Source organism: Pseudomonas sp. FDAARGOS_380, assembly GCF_002591235.1.
Taxonomy (GTDB): domain Bacteria; phylum Pseudomonadota; class Gammaproteobacteria; order Pseudomonadales; family Pseudomonadaceae; genus Aquipseudomonas; species Aquipseudomonas salmasensis.
On the sequence record NZ_CP023969.1, the window covers coordinates 5,476,108 to 5,495,754 of the forward strand.

Here is a 19,647-nt window from a genome sequence, read left to right on the forward strand (position 1 = left end):
ACTCAGCCCTAATGAGCTTGCCGAGAGGGTATCGCGTCATCAATGCCAAACCAGCGTTTGAGCCTGCGGTGCGTGCCCCTCTCCAACACGTGGTAGCTGGCGAATGCGCCCAGCGCAATGATGACGATACACACAGGCACCATGGTGTAGGGGTCTACCCCACGTTGCTCGATGGCCCAGCGCCCCGCGCACAGCACCAGGACATGAAGCAGGTACACCGAGTAGGAACAATCCCCCAGCATTTTTATAACGCGCGAGCCGCGCAAATACGGCTCCAGCGCCACACAACTGATCACCAGCACAGCGCTGGGCAGGCCCCATTCCAACGCACGGGGGACATCCGCGCCGTGATAGATCGCCGCCAGTGCCGCCATGATCCCCAGCAACGCCAACCACGGCCTGGCCCGGCACAGGCCGCGGCGATACAGCATGCCGATCGCCACGCCCATGAGAAACTCCAGGACAATGTCATTACGGTAAAACCCATCGGCCAAATCGAAGGCGGGGCCAATGACGTAACACAGCAGATACAGCAACAACGCCACCACCCATAGCCGATAGGCTTGCCCCACTAACAAGGCAGCCGCAAACAGACAGTAGAACAGCATCTCGAAATTCAGCGTCCAGCCCACGTCCAGCAAGGGATAGACGCCATAGCCCGCGGGGTTTTGCGCTGGGATAAAGAGCATTGAAAGGAGTATATGGCCGAGTTCGAGCTCAACGTCTGCAAACATCGAAGGCATGGCCGCCGCCAGCACGGCCAACAGTACGGTATAGAACCAATAGGCCGGCGCAATCCTGGCTACGCGCATCAGCATGAAACGCCAAGGTGTCAGCGCTTTATCGGCAGTTGCGAGGAAAATCACCAAGCCGCTGATGACGAAGAACACATCCACGCCAGCGCCGCCCTTTTCGACTAACAGGTCCTCCAACGCGTTGTGGACCTCGAAGTTGAAAAACAGCTGCATAACGTGGTGCCCCACAACCAGCCATGCCGCCAACGCGCGTAGCAACTGCACTGAAATCAACATCGGCATCCCCTTTCCAATCCGTAGGTAGATATCCGACTGCTTCAGCCCCCGCATGGAGAAATGACCGGATCAATAGCGGTAGTTATAGGTTCTCGTAGCGGTTCATGTCCAATACGCCCTCTTCCACCGGCGTGGTTTCGTGGATATACCGCGACAAGTCATGGAAGTACTGCCAGAACAGCGGGTGACTGCGACGTACACCCCAGCGATCGACGATTTTCTCGAAGCTCTTGGCGTCCTTGGCTTGCTCCATTTGCGCGACAAACTCAGGCACTTGCCGGGCCGGGATATTGAACATGAAGTTCGGGTAGCTGCTGAGCACGCCTGGGTAGATCGTCACTGTGTCCAGGCCCGGCTGATAGCGATACGCCTCACCCAGCAGGAACGCCACGTTACTGTGGGCACGGTTGCGCAGCAGGCTGTAGACCTCGCGCTTGCCGCTGGCGGTTTCGATGCGCAGCATGGTGGCTTCGGGCAATTGCTCGATCACCTTGAGCCCCGCCGCCGGGCGCGAGGTCAGGCGGCTCAGCGCTTGCTCGGCATCCTGCAAGGCCGGGTCGATGCCGTCGCGGGAGCAAAACGCGCCGCTGCAGCGGTTGATCGGGTCGGGGCTTGCGTTCAAATGGCCGTAGCGGGTCAGCAACTGGTTGGCGAAGTCACGCTTGGGGTCCTTCTCGCTCAGGTGCAAACCACTGGCCTTGTCATCGTCAATTGCCTCGTAGTCCAGCCACAGCTTGAGCTTGCCGCTGTTCTGGTACCAGTCGTCCATGAAGTCTTCGCGGGTATCCGCTGGCATCAAGCGCAGGAAGTTCTGCTCGGCGCCGTTACGGATCAGGTCGAAATACAGCCGGGTCTGGGCCTGGTGCGAGACGTTGCCGAACACATCAAAATTCACCGCCAACTGGTAATAGGTGCGCTCCAGCAGCGGATAGTCGAACAACCACATCGTTTGCGGGACCTCGCCAATCAGGCCCTTGGTCACCGAGGCGCTGTCGAAATGGCGGAAAATACTCAGCAAGGCGTTGTCATTGCCCGCCCACAATGTCGACCAGCTCGGCGCCGGCAGGTCTGCGTAGTTGTCGCGGCGCAGGGCTTCGTACTGGTTGCGCTTGTCGCGATACGCCAGCCACAGGCTCAGCACGCTGCCCACGTCGTCATTCTGCCCAGGCATGGCCAGCAACGGCGTGGCCTGGCCGCGATAACGCGCATCGGTGATGTACAGGTCGTGGTCGGGGTCCTGGAACAGCGTCCAGAAGTTATCGCGGATCACGTCCGTGGCGATCTGCCCACGGCACACCGGCCCGCGAATGAAGGTACGCACGAAGTACTCGGCGTTATCGAGCATGAATTGGTAACGCGCTTTGGCCGGGATCGCTTCGAATGTCGCGAACGGGTTGGCACGGCTGCCAGGGCCGTAGCCTGGCAAGGCTGTGACCTGCCAGTCGCCGCCGTAGAACAGCGCCTTGATCCGCGCCATCTTCTGGGCACTGAACGGATAAGTGATGTGGGTTTTATGCACGATCACACCCTGCACCGGCCACAGGCGGTAATACACCTGGGTGCCTGGGTCGTCGTTGGGGCGACGGGTGGCGATCAGGTCAATCGGCTGGCCACTGGGCGTACGCGATCGCACCCACTGGAAGTAATGCCCCGGCTCGCCGTTCTCGAAGTAGATATGCGCCAGGAACAAATGCTCGAACAGCCAGCGCGCCACCAGGCTTTCACGGGCGCCCGGCTGGTTGAACAGGTTTTCCCACTGCTGCACTTGCAACGCTTCCCTGGCGCTCGGTGCCAGGCCTTGCTCGTCAATCGGCGCGCCGGAGGCCAGCCAGCGTTGCAGGGTCTGGTATTGCTGGTCGGTCAGGCCGGTGACGGCCAGCGGCATGCCTTCCTTGGGGTGAGCACCGGCATAGGCAGTGAACTCGCCGGGCGTCGCGCACATGTTCTCGCGGTTGAGCCCCAGCACAATGTTGTCGGGCAGCTTGGCATTGGGCGCCAACGGTGCGTTGTGCCCCAGCTCCAGCATGCGCGCCATCAACGCAGCCTGGCTGCCCTGGGCGTCCAGTACCGAATAGAAGCCCTTCTGCTGCCACGCCTGTTTGCCGAAAGCGTCATAAAACAAACGGGTGGTGGGCGTGGCTTGGCTGCGCTCGCCGTCGTACACCGGCATTTTGCTTGCGCCCCGCGCTGCGCCTTCGGCACTGCCCAGGTTGAGCTGGCAGGCGGAGTCATAGCAGGCATGGCAGGCCACGCACTTTTCAGTAAAGATCGGTTGGATGTCGCGGGTGTAGGAAATCGCCGAAGCGGGACCTTCCGCCTGAGCGCTGCTGGCTATCAAGGCCAGGACGGCGCTGACGATTAAACGAAGTGACATGTATCCGGTCCCGATTCAAGGCGTGCGGTGTTTGAAGTGGCGTGATTCTACCGGGCCATGCACCCCAGCAACATGAGCGATATTCATGCAAAACCTCTACATGCTCCAAAAGCCCGCAGGTTTGTTATGATTCACGCCCTCCGAAATGCCTGACCAGAGTAGTCCCATGTCCGACCGAAGCGTTCGTCTGCAAGCCCTTCACCACGCCCTCAAGGAACGTATCCTGATCCTGGACGGTGGCATGGGCACGATGATCCAGAGCTATAAGCTCGAGGAGCAGGACTACCGTGGCAAACGCTTCGCCGATTGGCCGAGCGACGTCAAGGGCAACAACGACCTGCTGGTGCTCACCCGCCCCGACGTGATTGGCGGCATCGAGAAGGCCTACCTGGACGCCGGCGCCGACATTCTGGAAACCAACACCTTCAACGCCACACGCATCTCCATGGCCGACTATGGCATGGAAGAACTGGCCTATGAACTGAACGTGGAAGGCGCACGCCTGGCGCGCAAAGTGGCCGACGCCAAGACCCACGAAAACCCGGCCAAGCCGCGCTTCGTGGCCGGCGTACTGGGCCCGACCAGCCGCACCTGCTCGCTGTCGCCAGACGTGAACAACCCCGGCTACCGCAACGTGACCTTCGATGAACTGGTGGAAAACTACACCGAGGCCACCCAGGGCCTGATCGAAGGCGGCGCCGACCTGATCCTGATCGAAACCATCTTCGACACCCTCAACGCCAAGGCCGCGATATTCGCCGTGCAAGGCGTGTTCGAAGCCCTCGGTATCGAGCTGCCGATCATGATTTCCGGCACCATCACCGACGCCTCCGGCCGTACCCTGTCAGGCCAGACCACCGAAGCGTTCTGGAACTCAGTGGCCCACGCCAAGCCGATCTCGGTGGGCTTGAACTGCGCCCTGGGCGCCAGCGAACTGCGTCCCTACCTGGAAGAGTTGTCGAACAAGGCCAACACCCATGTGTCGGCGCACCCGAACGCCGGCCTGCCCAACGAATTCGGCGAGTACGATGAACTGCCGTCAGAAACCGCCAAGGTCATCGAAGAGTTCGCCCAAAGCGGCTTTCTGAACATCGTCGGCGGTTGCTGCGGCACTACGCCTGGGCATATCGAAGCCATCGCCAAGGCCGTGGCCGGTTATGCACCGCGCCCGATCCCGGAGATTCCCAAGGCCTGCCGCCTGTCGGGCCTGGAGCCGTTCACCATCGACCGCAGTTCGTTGTTCGTCAACGTCGGCGAGCGCACCAACATTACCGGCTCGGCCAAGTTCGCCCGCCTGATCCGTGAAGACAACTACACCGAAGCCCTGGAAGTTGCCCTGCAGCAGGTGGAAGCCGGCGCCCAGGTGATCGACATCAACATGGACGAAGGCATGTTGGATTCGAAGAAGGCCATGGTGACCTTCCTTAATCTGATCGCCGGCGAGCCAGACATCTCCCGCGTGCCGATCATGATCGACTCCTCCAAGTGGGAAGTGATCGAAGCCGGCCTCAAGTGCATCCAGGGCAAGGGCATCGTCAACTCCATCAGCATGAAGGAAGGCGTGGAGCAGTTCATTCACCACGCCAAGCTGTGTAAGCGCTACGGCGCGGCGGTGGTGGTGATGGCCTTCGACGAAGCCGGCCAGGCCGACACCGAGGCGCGCAAGAAAGAAATCTGCAAACGCTCCTACGACATTCTGGTCAATGAAGTCGGCTTCCCACCGGAAGACATCATCTTCGACCCGAACATCTTCGCGGTCGCCACCGGTATCGAAGAGCACAACAACTACGCCGTCGACTTCATCAACGCCTGTGCCTATATCCGTGACGAGCTGCCGTATGCGCTGACCTCCGGTGGCGTGTCCAACGTATCGTTCTCGTTCCGTGGCAACAACCCGGTGCGCGAGGCAATCCACTCGGTGTTCCTGCTGCATGCGATCCGCGCGGGCCTGACCATGGGCATCGTCAACGCCGGCCAACTGGAGATCTACGACCAAATCCCGGCCGAGCTGCGTGACGCCGTGGAAGACGTGGTGCTCAACCGCACGCCGGACGGCACCGACGCCCTGCTGGCGATTGCCGACAAGTACAAGGGCGACGGCAGCGTCAAGGAAGCCGAAACCGAGGAATGGCGTGGCTGGGAGGTCAACAAGCGCCTGGAACATGCGCTGGTCAAGGGCATCACCACGCACATTGTCGAAGACACCGAAGAATCGCGCCTGTCGTTTGCGCGCCCGATCGAAGTGATCGAAGGCCCGCTGATGTCGGGCATGAACATCGTCGGCGACCTGTTTGGCGCCGGTAAAATGTTCCTGCCCCAGGTGGTGAAATCCGCCCGCGTGATGAAGCAGGCGGTGGCGCACTTGATCCCGTTCATCGAGCTGGAAAAAGGCGACAAGCCAGAAGCCAAGGGCAAGATCCTCATGGCCACGGTCAAGGGCGACGTGCACGACATCGGCAAGAACATCGTCGGCGTGGTGCTCGGTTGCAACGGCTATGACATCGTCGACCTGGGCGTGATGGTGCCGGCGGAGAAGATCCTGCAGGTGGCCAAGGAGCAGAAATGCGACATCATTGGCCTGTCCGGCCTGATCACGCCATCCTTGGACGAAATGGTGCACGTGGCCCGCGAGATGCAGCGCCAGGACTTCCACCTGCCGCTGATGATCGGTGGCGCCACCACCTCCAAGGCGCACACGGCGGTGAAGATCGAGCCCAAGTACAGCAATGACGCGGTGATCTACGTCACCGACGCCTCCCGCGCCGTGGGCGTGGCCACGCAGTTGCTGTCCAAGGAACTGAAGGCCGGTTTCGTCGAGAAAACCCGCCTGGAATACATCGACGTGCGTGAGCGCACCTCCAACCGCAGCGCGCGTACCGAGCGCTTGAGCTACGCCGCCGCCATTGCCAAGAAGCCGCAGTTTGACTGGAGCGGCTACACGCCGGTGGAGCCGACCTTTACCGGCGCCAAGGTGCTGGACAATATCGACCTCAACGTGTTGGCCGAGTACATCGACTGGACACCGTTCTTTATCTCCTGGGACCTGGCCGGCAAATTCCCGCGCATCCTCACCGATGAAGTGGTGGGTGAAGCCGCCACCGCGCTGTACGAAGACGCCCGGGCCATGCTCAAGAAGCTGATCGACGAAAAACTCATCAGCGCCCGCGCCGTGTTCGGTTTCTGGCCGACCAACCAGGTGCAGGACGATGACCTGGAAGTCTACGGCGACGACGGCCAGCCGATTGCCCGGTTGCATCACCTGCGCCAGCAGATCATCAAGACCGACGGCAAGCCGAACTTCTCCCTGGCTGACTTCGTCGCGCCCAAAGACAGCGGCGTGACCGACTACATCGGTGGCTTTATCACCACCGCCGGCATCGGCGCCGAAGAAGTCGCCAAGGCCTACCAGGACGCGGGCGACGACTACAACTCGATCATGGTCAAGGCCCTGGCCGACCGCCTGGCCGAAGCCTGCGCCGAATGGCTGCATCAGCAGGTGCGTAAAGAGCATTGGGGTTACGCCAAGGACGAGCAACTGGACAACGAGGCGCTGATCAAAGAGCAATACAGCGGCATCCGCCCTGCCCCCGGCTACCCGGCGTGCCCGGACCACACCGAGAAGGCCCAGTTGTTCCAGTTGCTCGACCCAGAGGCCCGCGAAATGCAGGCCGGGCGCAGCGGAGTGTTCCTTACCGAGCACTACGCGATGTTCCCGGCGGCGGCGGTCAGTGGCTGGTACTTCGCCCACCCCCAGGCGCAATACTTCGCCGTGGGCAAGGTCGACAAGGACCAGGTCACCAGCTACACCGCACGCAAAGGCCAGGACCTGGCCGTGACCGAGCGCTGGCTGGCGCCGAACCTGGGTTACGACAACTGACAGAGCGAGGCCGAACTCGGTCAAAGTGTGGGAGCGGGCTTGCTCGCGAAAGCAGAGTGTCAGTCACTGATAAGTTGACTGAAACACCGCATTCGCGAGCAAGCCCGCTCCCACATTAGTCCTCAGCGAATGCTGGCCAGGCGTTGTATCTCCATGCGCGACAACTGCATCAACTTCAGGTTACGCGCGGTCGCCCGCTCCACCTCCAGCTGATTCAGCGCTTCTTCGTAACGGCGCAGGCTCTGGGCATCGGCGCGCTCGGCGTGCTCGTCCTCCAGTGCTTCGTACTTCTGCGCAAGCTCCTTGTTCAGCGCATCGAACTGTTCGGGGTAGCGCTCTTGCAGGTACCGAGCCCAATGATCCTGAGCGACCAGGTACTCGATGAACTCATCGGAGCCTTCCTGGGCGAGGATGCTGGCCTGGATCTGCGCGCGCCGTGTGCCCTCGAGCGGACGGCCATAGGCCATGTACTCCGGTTGCCCCGGCAGTTCCAAACCGTCGGGCCAGCCACGGGTCAAGCCGATGCGATACCTCAAGCGCTCCTCGGCCCGGTCCAGGCCTGTGGCCGACGCTTCGGCCAGTTGATCGACCCGGTCGAGCCGGAACAACTGCCGCGATAAATCCAGCAGCGCTCGCCCTCGAAGATCAGGCCTTTGCAGCGGGATGCCGTGCAGGGCTCGGTACTCGAATACCCGCACCTCCATCTGACTGAAGGTGAGGATACGCCCGTCAATACAGGTGCCGTGGGTTTCAGCCTCGACGAACAACAGGCTGCGCAACTCGGCATTTGTGGTGGCGGCCTCGATCACATCCCACACGCGCTGCGTCAGGCTGGCGCGGTTGAAGTTGAACTCCGAAGTCAGGCGCAGGCTCGATATCAACCAGAAAAACCGGTCATGGTCAGGGGCGTGCGCCAGCAGCACCCACAGCGCCGTGCGCTGTGTTATCTGCCCAGGGTTGGAACCTTCCAGCCAGGGCTCCAGCGAGGCATTGGCCACCGTGCGCTGCAGCTCGGGCACCGCCTCCACTGGCTCGACGGCAGCGCCCGGATCGCCACCGGAATCGCCGTCCGAGTCATCGGAATCGGGGTCGGAACCGGAGTCCGAATCGCTGTCGGAACCGGCGTCGAAGTGTTGATGCCAGGCATCAAGCTCTACGCGGTGAAACCCCATCAAATTGGTCAGTTGGTGCATTTTGGCGTACTGGTACAGTTCCTCCCGGGTAGCAAGCGTCAAGGTGTGGTTGCCCGACAAGTCGGTACCCGCCACCAACGCATCATGGGCGCCACTGAGCAGGCCGGGCGGTAAGCTGGTTAACACATTGCCGCTCAGGTCCAAGCGGGTCAGGTGCGGGGCGGCCAAGACCCCTTCAGGCCATGTCGACAGGCTGTTGTAGCTCAGGTCCAGCGTCTCAAGGCGACTGAACGCGCTGGCATCGAACGCCTCCAGGTCGTTGTGGCTCATGTCCAGCCAGCGCAAGCGTTCGGCGCCCGCCTGGGTGGGCAGAGCGGGTGCCTCTGTGAACAGGTTGGTGGCCAGTTCCAGCCGTTCAAGTTGCGTCATGCCTGCAACCGCATCAGGCAGCGCTGACAGTTGGTTACCGCTGAGTATCAGGCGGTTTGCCCGCGTGAAGGCGCCCAGAAATTCGTTACTGCCTTGGGCCGTCAGCCGGACGCCGGTTAAATCGAGCGTGCGGATATGGTCAAAGGCCAGGTTCAGCGCGGGCAGATCGCCGGTCCTCAGCGCCCTCAGGCTCAATGTGTCCCCCACCTGCCCGGTGCGTCCCGCCGTCACGCCTTGCTGCCAGGAAAAGCGGATAGACTCTGCCGCTCGCGTACGGGTGAACGCGACGGTGTCGCCATCGGCAATCCGTATTTCCCGACTGAATACCCAGCCATTCAAGGTTCGCGTGAGTGCCTCAAAGGTCCGCTGCCATTGACTGAGCAGCGTATCGAGTTGCGCGTCACTCATACCGGCTTGGCGCAACTGCTCGATCCTTGCCGCTCCTTGCTCATCGTTCAACATGGCATTCACACGGCGCAAGCGCACGACGAAGCTGAGGGGGTACCCAGGGTCTTCAGGTAGCTCCCGCCAAGGCAATAAATACCGGGACAACGACGCAGCCGTCTCCGGGGGCGGAAATGGCCAGGGCTCTTGAGCCAGGGCAAAACGGCTCAATGCGCCTTCTGGCAGCCCCCTCTGCCGCTCGATGCGGTTACGCGCCGCCGTCAATGCTGCCTCACCTTGCGTACTCAGCGGGTTACCCGCCAGTTCAGTACGCAACAGCATATCCGCGTGGCTCAGGGCGCCTGGGGCCACACTCGTCAACGCGTTGTCACGTATGTCCAGGCAGGCTAACTGCGTAAGGTTTTCGGCACCGGTCGGCCATGCCTGTAACAGCGTTTCGCGCAGATTCAAGGCGGTCAGATTCGTCATCGCGCTGACATTCAAACGCCCCAGCCGGTTGTACTGCAGGTTCAACACCTGCAGATTCTTCATTCCATCAAATTGAGCCTGCACCGCTGGGGTCACCACGATATGGTTATCGGACAGGTTCAGGTGGGTCAGGGAAGGCAGCACGTCGGCGGCGACAGGCACGTCGCTGAGGTGGCTGTAGCGCAATTCCAGTTGCTCTACCCCGCCAAACGCGTGGACAAAGCCTTTGAGCTGGTCGGCGGGCACATCCTCGAGCCAGCTCAGCTTGAGCGTTTTCACATGGGAAAACGTACCGGCTGGCAACACCGGCAACTCGTCAATTTTATCGCTGCTCAACTCGGCAGCGGTAGGCAGGTCAAAGGCTGGCAGTTCGAACACCGAACCATCAAACGTATCGACCTGCCCGCTGAGCTCATCGTCGAGCTTGACCCCGTAGCGCTTACGCACGGCCCAGCTCCAGCTTTTCTCAAGCGCCGTCAGGATGCGCGCGTTATACCCCGCCTCCCAGTGCGCTACGCGAAACTTGTGCCTGATGCCCAGCAACGTGGACGGCTGATAAAACTGTTTGAAGATACCCAGGTGTTCTTCGCGCAGCGCCTGGAGCGCATTCATGCGTGTTTGCGGGGTCTTCCAGGTGCTCATGAGCGCGTTGGTCACTCGCTCGGCGACCGTCTTTTCGCCCATCAGCAACGTCAGTTCTCCCTGGGCGAAACCTCTGACCATTTCATCCAGATTCACCAGGTGCGGACCAGCGGTGCCGGCGTAATTCTTGACGTGTTCGTAGGCCGGCTTGAATGCTTCATAGCTCAATTGCGACCAGTCCAGCGACAGCCCGCGCCACAGCCGCTCATACCCGGTGTAAAGGCTGTCCGGAAGTTTGAGCACTTTGGTTTGCGCCAGGTCCAGGCGCTCCAGCAATGCCAGTTGCTGGACATAGGCCGGCCAGTGCAACGTCACATTGGGCGCAACGACTTTCAACGTTTTGAGCTGGTTCAGCGGTGTAAGGTCCAGGCTGTCGAGGCGTGCGCTCTGATAGCCAAAGTAGCCGATCTCCAAGCGCTCAAGGCCGGTCAATGTTGCCAGCCTGGCGGGAAACTGCTCCGCCAGCTCCGACGCCCTGAAGGTCAGCTTCAAGTGCTTGAGGCCTTCCAGGCGCACCAGCGAGAACGGCACGTTGGTCAACAACGGACGTGGCACGCGCTCAGCGCGCAAGCCTTGGGTGGCTTCGATGGACAGGCTTTCAAGACTGGGAAAATAGCGCAGAAATTCGTCGATATTGCCGTCATGCAAGGCGGCACCACTGACGTTCAACTCGCGCACATGGGAAAAGTTCGCGGTCAGGGGCGGTAGCGGCGTATCCAGGTTCAGCGACAAGACCTCGGCACCGGCCACCTTGCCGGCCAGCACGGCCTGGCGCCAACTGCGCTTGAGGGCCTGGGCGGCCAACAGGTGGTAATGGCGCTCGGCGGGCGCTGCGCGACTGATCCAGTCATCCAGTGTTGCCTGCATCTGGCGGTTTTCTTCAAACAACGCCCTGAGTCGGTCCGCAATCGCCCGAACGTCGTTGCCCGCCTGCCGCAGCTCAAGGATAAAGTCATCGACTTGGGCGTCGGTCAAATCCGGGTAGATCCTGCGGACTTCGCGGATAACCGCTTGACGATGGTCCGGCGCGCGCCCACTGGCGTAATAGCCCTTAAGTACGCCGTTGATGCGCACAGGGGGTTTGAACCAGCGGGTCTTGGGTTCCAGCCACTCTACGGCTTGCATGCGATAGGCATCGGCCTGTTCGATGATTTTTGCCTGCAGCGCAGCGTGCTGGCTCACCTGCGGCACGCCCAGACTCTGGCGTGCATCATCAGGCAAGGCATGCATCAGCGAGGCGAAAAAATTATCGCCATGGCTGGGCAGGCTATTGAGGGCTTCACCGCGCTCATCGAAGGCTTGGTAGGCAGGCCCCTGTTTGACCAGGTACTTTTTCTCGCTCGCAGTCTCAGGCCCGATGCTGTCTAGCAACGCACCGTCGACACGGCCATCACGCACTTGCAGGCGTAGCGTCGACGGCCAGCCCGGCAATGTCTGCAAGGTATGCAGCGCCAGCCGGCGCGTGTCCGCCGTGGCAATGGCTTCGCGGCGCAAGCCGGCATAGGCACGTACCAGGCGCCCTTGGCGGGCGTACCAGCGTGCTTCCTCCAACATGTTCAAGGGCACGCGCGTTGCGCTGTCGAACGCTGCCAGCTCGTCCGCCTGGGCGTGTTCGAGCACGGCGTGCGCCGCCGATTCACTGAGCCCGGGGCAATTACGCTGCAGCCGGCGCACACGTGGGTCTACTGCTTCGGTGCCGGTGTAGATACTGTCAAAAATCGCCGGTTTGCGCTGGCGAGCATAGTCGGCCAGTTGCTTGCTGAATTCCAGCGTGCGCGCCTCGCTCACCCGCGCCGCCTCGGCGCCGAGCAGCTTCACGCGCTCGGACTCATCCAGGGCCTGCAGGATACGCTCGGGCAGTTCGCCGCCCAGGATATGCTCACGGCTGACCTTGATGGTCGCGCCAATGCGCGAACGCCCGGCGCCATATTTGACCGGTTTGGCCGTCAACGCCGGGCCGTCGATGACTTCCAGCGCGCGACCCTGGGGCCACCTGGGCATTTCCACAATCAAGGGCAGTGCATACAGGTACAGCTCATCAATGGGTTTGCTGCCCTCCAGTTGCTCGATCACGTCAGCGGCGGCGGTGTCGGCCTTGAACAAGCGCATCGCTTCCAACAGCTCGGGCGGCGCGACCGTGCGCTCAACGTGCACTTTGCGCAGGGTGTTGTCGCTGACACCGCTGATATCCGCCAGCTTGAGCAATGCCTCGTCAGTGAAGCCTTCGGTGGCATGCCCGATACGCCGTAACAGCGTGAGGCGGTCCCATTCCAGCGGGCGCTCCAACGTGTGTTGCCAGGCCCCGTGGCCGTTATGCTCAAGGATCGGCTGGTAAGCCTGGGGATCGCTGGGGTGCTTGATCCGCCATTTGCGCAGCGACGTGTCGTACGTTTGCTCGTAAGCCTGGGCGCCGAGGCGGACATAGGTCTTGCCGTCTTTCACATACTGGCCCAGGGCATTGGGACTCAGCGTGTTCTCCAGCACCACCGGGCTGGCATAACGGTCCAGGCTGGCTCGCCACAGCCGGGTGCGACCATCGGGCAGCGTCACCTCATTGAGCGTTTCGATCACAGGCTCCGCCTTGGCTGCCCGCCAACTGACCGCAGCGCCCACGCCGGCCATGATCGCAATCTGCGCGAGGTTTTCGGCGACGTCCACCAAGTGCGCCTTGGCCGCTTGCAAGTCCCCTTCGCCCCACTCTACCGCGCCTTCCAACGTCTCATAGAGCAACTGCCCAGCCATCACCCCCATCATCACCTCGCCGAGTACCGGCACGAACATCGAGGCGATGTTCAGCCCAAGCATGCCGATTTCCAGCAGGTGTGCGAGCTTGGCGTCACGCGCCTTGGCATCCACCTCAGCGGTGGGTACCGCGTGGGCGCGGGCGTCGGCGATCAACTGTTCACGATGTTGCTCATAGAAATACTTCCAGGGGTCGATGTTCGCCGCCCAGATGCCCTTGCCGGCTCGGGTGCGTGTAGACGGCGCCAGATAGGGGTCGTTGTTGGGTTCCAGTTTGGCAGGCGCTTGGGGTGGCAACTCCTTGATGCCCGTGATGAACTGCGGCGTGGTGAAGTCCAGGAGTTTCTTCCATGGCGAGCGCCAGATGTCCGTCGGGGAGTCGGCGGCCTTCTGGGTGAACTGGCTGAAGTAGTAAGCCCGCTTTGCATAGGGCACGAACCGACTGAAGAATGCCTGGTACGGCGTCGGCGCAGGGTCGGCGCGCTTGTCGGCATCGCGCTCGGTAAACAGGCGCTTGAACTCTTTTTCCATTTGCGCCCAGGTATAGCGCTTGAGCGGATGCACCGGGTCCTGGGGGATGTAGATGATCAGCTCATTGGGGTAGGTGTATTTCTTGCAGATCAAGAACACCATGCAGCCGGTCATCCTGAGCTTCATCAGGCCCAGGGTCCTGAACCACACTTGCTTGTCGCCCATCCACGGGTGAATTTCACCCTCGATCACCGAGAGAATCATGCGCTGGTCGGCGGGCTGGATGTCTCCAGTCAACACGGCCTGCTCGGCGGCGGCCTTCAATGCAGCCTTCTGGCTGGCAATGAAGTGCTCACGCAGGGTGACGTGTGCAGCGCCCTCCTCAGGGTAAAAAAACGACTGCAGATACGCTTGGTATTTGGCGCCGATGTCCAGGCTGCGGCACAGGCTGAGGAACTGGCTGACCTTGAGGTTGAGCGTCACCGAATGGTAGGTGCCGGGGGTGCTGGTCGCCTCCATGAACCCCGAGGTCTTGTGGTACGCCCCTTCCTTGCACTCATAAGCTTCGAAGTTATGCAGGGCCGCCTCCAGCATCGACAGCTTCAGGAACTGGAAGTCCGACACCTCGACTTCGAGAATTCCCACCGCCAGCGGCCGGCGCAGGCACAGCAAGGTTTTATCGACGTCCACCTCCACCTGGTATTGGTCTTTCAACGCCTTGAGCAACAAGGGCCTGGCGAAGGCGTCGATGTCCTGGAAGCTGGCCATGGTTTTGTCCAGCTGGGTCTGTGCGGTAAAGCTCGCCAGGAAGCTGGCCGCCAATGCCTTGCGTTGCTCGGGCGAGGCTTTTTCGAGCCAGGCAGGCTGCGGCGTGGCGGCGTCCTTGAGCGCTTGCTTGCGCGCAGGTATGGCCTCGATCAGCCAGGAGGGGCTGGCGCGTTCGAGGAAGTCGCCGTGCAAGCTCTGCGTCGCGGCAGGCGAGGAAGGTTGGGTTACATCAGCCATCGGGTCACTCCTTTGATATGGAGTGCCAGAACACCATGCTGGCTGCCGCGCCAAGCGGTGCATATATGGCGCCCGGCGGCTCAAGCGCCGTCGGCGGTATCCCTATACCGTCTGTGCGGTGACGAAATTGGATTTGCTATGGCTGGCCCGCAGAACGGTGCCAACCACCCTCGAATTCAAACAGACAATGGATTTCGTCATGCCCAACCCCGCCCCGCCCCCTCCAACCGTTTTTGAGCAACTGCCTGCCCAGGCGGTCCACACCCGTTTCGCATCGCGTCCAGCCTTGTACTCGGTGGTATTCAACGCCCTGCGCAGGGGGATTCTGGAGCACTATCCAACGCTGCAACTGGATCTGCGCTCGGTCAAGCTCGCCACCCCCCATGCCGAGGGGCACTACACCTACCCCTCGTTGATGGAGTTTGCGATCGCGCATGTGCTGAAACCACAGTTGATGGACCTGCATCCGCAGCGCGAGCTGCCGTACTACCTGACCCAGCAGCCCCCCAAGATACTCAAGCCACGGGCGCCGGCCCTCATCGACATGCAGGTCATCGCGCGCCTCCTCGATGAGCTGCCCGAGTCGCTGTACCTGCACTGGCAGCACGACCTGGCGGACTACTGGAGCAGCGTCGACAGCCATGGCCGCAGTCGCTGGCAATGGCTGAGCGACTTTCTCCACGGTCAGATGACCGCCACCGCCGCACGCTCATCACATCTGGACGAAACCCAGCGCGACATGCTGGCGGTCGTCGCTGCCTGGCCGGTGTTGGCAGAGCGCCTGCCGCGCTCCACACCTGCCACCTATGTGTACTTCATCGAAAACACCTTCAACCGCGCCGGCCAAGAAGCGCTTCTGCTGACACCCGACCTGCTGTTGGTGCGTGATAAGCAGGTGCTGCTGTACAGCCTGGCCGGGCACATCGAGACCTTCGATTGCATCGATGCGTTCAGCCAATCCTGGGCGACGCGGATGCAAGCGCGCTTTACGTTCGACAGCATGACCTGGCGACGCAACGAACCGAACGGCAATGTATTCGACCAACAAGCGGGCCTGATCCTCAACCAGCAGCTGCAAGACCTCGCAACGCTGACGCTCCAGGGGCAAGACGAAATAACCCTGGGCCGGCGCCTGGAAACCCTCACCGACCCGGCGATTTTCTTTACCCCCGTGCCCGTCCCCCCCGCTCCATTTCTTCACCAGCTGAGCGCCCAATTGCCGGGTTGGCTCAGCCAGGCCGACAACGCTGACCGTTTTGCCTACCATCGCCACCTGCAGGACATGGCACTGGTGCTGCAACAGAGCGAGGGGCAATCCTTCAACCAGGGCATCGAAGACTTGCATAGCTTCAGCCGCGCCGCCTTGCGCAAACAGATGCAAGCTGATCATGGCGACTACGACCCCGACGACGCGATGCTGGACTTCACGATCGGTGCCGGCTACCCAGGCGGTGCCGGTATTGTCGAGCATGTGCGCCTGTCACTGACCGAGCTGGCGGTAAAGAACCTGGCCGGCAAGCCCAGCGGCACGCTGGAACTACTGGCCAAGGGCGCCCAGGCCTTGCCGTCCTGGCTGACAGAGGACTATGTGCTGGGGGCCTCGGGATTGATCCAGCGCGTGGATATCGGCACGGCCTATCCGCAGAACATCAAGGACACGCTGTTGTCCGACACCGCCGATGCGCGCCGGCGAGAAGCGCTGTTTACCCGCGCGCTGAAGGTCAGGTTGCCGATGCAGGCGCTCGAACTCAAGATCCGTCGACAGCACGGCGTCAGCATCGCGGGTTATCGCTACGTAAAGGCGTTGATGGGTGAAAGCCCGTTGGAACGTTTCGTTGACGGCCAGGAGATCGTCCTGCGCCCTCTGGCTCTGTGCCGCAAGCCCGGGGCCTCACCCGATGAAGTCAGCAATGCGTTTATCATCGAACCGCGCGATGCCAACATTGGCCCGCACCTGCTGTACCAACCGCTGTACGCCGATGCGCTGCATGAGTACCCGACCCGCCAGGCGCTGCTGGATGCCCTCGCCAGCCCCGGCGCCTTGCAAGACAGCGTATTGACCTGGCTGAGCGACAAGGCGCGTCCGATCTACGATCACGGCGGTATCCGCGAACCCCACCTGATTCGCTTCCTGCCTGGCGACGAGCTCAGCGTGCTTGAAAAACCCGAGCCCGCTACCCTGGCGGTCGATGAGGGCGCGGGTGAATGGCTGCAATCGCAGGTCAACGGGCAACTGCTCAACCACCTGTTCGGCAGCACGGCGCGAGCGCTGGTGGACTTGGCGGACCGCGAGTCAGTGTCCAACAGTGAAAGCCGCTGGGCCCTTGTGATGGAAGGCGCCTGGTTGCTGTTCAATAGCCTGCTACTGCCGCTGGTGCGAGGGCCGGCGATGCTGGCGGGTTGGTTGATGGTACTGGTCGGTAGCCTGGCGCAGGACCTGGCGGGCCTGGACAGCGATGACCCAACCACCCGTGAGGTGGCATTGATCGATCTACTGCTCAACACCGCGATGGTGCTGTTGCACGCTGCGTCGCCCTCGGCGCGGCCGTTGGCAGAACCTGGCGCACAAGACCACGCCCTGCATCTGCAAACCTGGCGCCGCCCGGTCGGCCTGCCACGCGTTCAGAGCACCGCGGTGGTGCATCATGGCCCGGTCGCACTCCCCGGCGAGCCACCGGCCAGCGGCCATACCGCCCTGGACTTCAGTCGTTCGCTCGCCAGCCCCATGGCCAGCGCAACGTTACTCAAGGCGCTGGTCGAGGTGCATGTGCCCTGGCCCGCGATCTTACCCGCTGCGCAGCCAAGCGGTGCGTTGAAAGGGCTTTACCGCATCGACGGAGCCTGGCACGCCAGCGTCGGCGGGATGTTGTTTCAGGTGAGTGTGGTGCCGGGGTTTGGCGAGGTTTACCTGGTCCATCCGCAGCACCCACAGCGTCCGGGCTTCAGGTTGACCAGCGATGGCCAGGGGCATTGGCGGCTGGACCGACGAGCCAGGTTGAAGGGAGGGATGCCCAGAGAAAGTCTCAATAAATGGCTGTCTGCACGTGAGCAACGAATACAGTCGTTAACGCAAGAATTCGCCGCGCTCCTCGTGGAAATGAACGCGTCAGTGACCGTTACCACCGGGTTTGAATCGGCCTTGAATACCGCCCGCGCCAATCTGGTCGACCAGGCAAAGCGCCTGAGGGATGACTGGCTACTGCTCGGCACCTCAACCGGCATCCCGCAACTGCACCTCAGGGTAACCCAACGGCATGCGGCCAGGCGCGTCAGTACGGCGCACGCCAGGGCCCAATGGGAAACGGCACTCGATAACTACCAGCAAAACGGCCGGGCATTGATCCCCTTGATGCAGCGAATCGAAGCCAAGGCCGATGAACTGATGCAAACCGATCGCACCAACCCCGCACACAAACCCGCACGAGATAAAGCCACAAGAATCATCTATAGCTACTGGAGTTCGGTCTTTGAATGCCTGGCGCAAAAAATGGCCGACACCCTGGCAAGCGACACCGGCGAAAACGCCAGCGAACTCGGTGAGCGCGCCAATCGTGAACTTGCTGAAAACATCACCCATGCCTACGACGAATACATTGACACTAAAAAGCAGCAAGTAGCGGCGCTCAATCAAATGATTGAACCGGCTGAACACATCGAAACCCTTCTCAAGCAGGCTGATCCTGGGCAGCGCCGGCTGTTGCTGGAGCATAATCCTTCCGATCAACACATCTCTTCAGTGGCCATCAAGCAACATGTCATGCTGGTGTTCACCGATCTGGTGTTCAATCGCACCCATCGCCCTGTGAGGGTGATGGAGTTTCCTTTCATCCGTGTACTCACTGACGCCCAAATCGCCAGCCTCGTGCTTGCACATACCGAGATGCGCACTACCGCAGGCTATTCGACGGCGGAACAAATCGCTGTGCTCAAAGGCGTCCTAGAGCGCTATGAGCAGTTGGAGAACGCGGTCACCTCGTTGCACGACATGCGCTCCGGCTTTGTAAGGGAGGGTTACCGTGTTTCGTACTTGGCACATCTGAACGAGGCACGTTCGAGCCTGGAGGCGCAACTGGCCAACTTGATCCTGGCGCAAGAAAAGATTGCCCCGCAACCTGCGCTCGACAAAGCCAAACGCCAAAAAGCCGCAACCCGACGGGTTATCAAAACCGCAGACAAGAAAAGCCTGGTGGGTGACGTGCGTGCGCAACAGCCCGATGAACCGGGCAATTATGTCGATATCACGGACCCGCTCACCAACACAATCATTGCCTCTTACCACGAACATGCCAGCGAAGGCGTGTGGAAAATCGTCGAGCCCGCCAGCGTGCCGACTAAAACGCCCGCGCCTGTGGTTCGATCCTTGAAAAGAATTAGGGCGCACGCACAAGCCATCAAAGACGAGCGGCAAGGTATTGATGAACGTATTCGCTACCAGCAACGAAAACTGCGCGACCCTGAGCAGCGGGAGGTCGTGAACCCCTATGATTGGGACGTGATGCTGAGTCAGCATGCGGCAAAATTCAAAGCGCTTGCCGAGGAGCTCAAAAACGCGACTGACGAAAGCGCCATTGCCCTGCGTAAAAGTTACGATGACGAGGCAATAGCGGCCACTGAACAGGCTCGTCAACGCTGCGCAGAAGGCTACCTGTTACAGCGCCCCAAAGCCGCCAAAATCGACTATCTGTGGACCCACGGTTTTGTCGACATCAACCTGGTCAAAAAACGTGTGCCATTGAAGGCCGGTGACTACCTGACCGAATATGCCATACGTGACAAACGTAAAATCAAGGCCGGAATGAGGCAGGAAGACGCGGACCTGTGGTACGCGCATTTTCACTACTCCTCCGTCGAACAGCCCGTTTCAAAGCCTGATTTCGGGCACTTGAAGACCCCAGCGGAACGTCTATTCACGCGCAAGGAACTGATGGAGCAAGCCAGAGCCAATAACCGCTCTGTGATCAATCTGGAGAAAGCGTTGGTAGAGGCGCCGCTGGATCAGAAACTGTTCCTTGGCCTGGAAGTGTGAACGGTGCGAGGCACGTTCCGATAGGGTTGAACTATTCTCTGTAG

5 protein-coding genes are annotated in these 19,647 nt (G+C 61.1%); 2 read left to right on the forward strand and 3 right to left on the reverse strand.

What is annotated here, in order from left to right; translation table 11 throughout:
• Positions 1 to 8 precede the first annotated feature (8 nt).
• Entirely contained in the window at positions 9 to 1,031 is a 1,023-nt protein-coding gene (locus CRN80_RS25555; protein ID WP_098952693.1) for an acyltransferase, read from the reverse strand.
• Between the two features lie 82 nt (positions 1,032 to 1,113).
• Positions 1,114 to 3,405: a fatty acid cis/trans isomerase gene (locus CRN80_RS25560; protein ID WP_098951801.1), complete on the reverse strand. Its 2,292-nt coding sequence runs from the start codon at positions 3,403 to 3,405 to the stop codon at positions 1,114 to 1,116.
• A gap of 166 nt (positions 3,406 to 3,571) precedes the next feature.
• Here CRN80_RS25560 and metH point away from each other — a divergent pair, with 166 nt between their 5' ends.
• Complete coding sequence (metH, locus tag CRN80_RS25565; RefSeq protein ID WP_098951803.1) at positions 3,572 to 7,282, forward strand: methionine synthase; 3,711 nt, start codon at positions 3,572 to 3,574, stop codon at positions 7,280 to 7,282.
• A 122-nt stretch (positions 7,283 to 7,404) separates the two neighbouring features.
• Here the strand turns inward: metH and CRN80_RS25570 are convergent, their stop codons facing one another.
• Entirely contained in the window at positions 7,405 to 14,577 is a 7,173-nt protein-coding gene (locus CRN80_RS25570) for an NEL-type E3 ubiquitin ligase domain-containing protein (protein ID WP_098951804.1), read from the reverse strand.
• Between the two features lie 199 nt (positions 14,578 to 14,776).
• On the opposite strand from CRN80_RS25570, the gene CRN80_RS25575 reads away from it, so the two are divergent.
• A complete protein-coding gene (locus CRN80_RS25575; RefSeq protein ID WP_098951805.1) occupies positions 14,777 to 19,603 on the forward strand; it encodes a dermonecrotic toxin domain-containing protein in 4,827 nt (1,608 codons plus the stop codon).
• Positions 19,604 to 19,647: the final 44 nt, after the last annotated feature.

Bases quoted from the DNA above. Each gene is read 5' to 3' on its own strand.
- CRN80_RS25555 (WP_098952693.1), bottom strand. From the start codon at position 1,031: ATGTTGATTTCAGTGCAGTTGCTACGCGCGTTGGCGGCATGGCTGGTT.
- CRN80_RS25560 (WP_098951801.1), bottom strand. From the start codon at position 3,405: ATGTCACTTCGTTTAATCGTCAGCGCCGTCCTGGCCTTGATAGCCAGC.
- metH (WP_098951803.1), top strand. From the start codon at position 3,572: ATGTCCGACCGAAGCGTTCGTCTGCAAGCCCTTCACCACGCCCTCAAG.
- CRN80_RS25570 (WP_098951804.1), bottom strand. From the start codon at position 14,577: ATGGCTGATGTAACCCAACCTTCCTCGCCTGCCGCGACGCAGAGCTTG.
- CRN80_RS25575 (WP_098951805.1), top strand. From the start codon at position 14,777: ATGCCCAACCCCGCCCCGCCCCCTCCAACCGTTTTTGAGCAACTGCCT.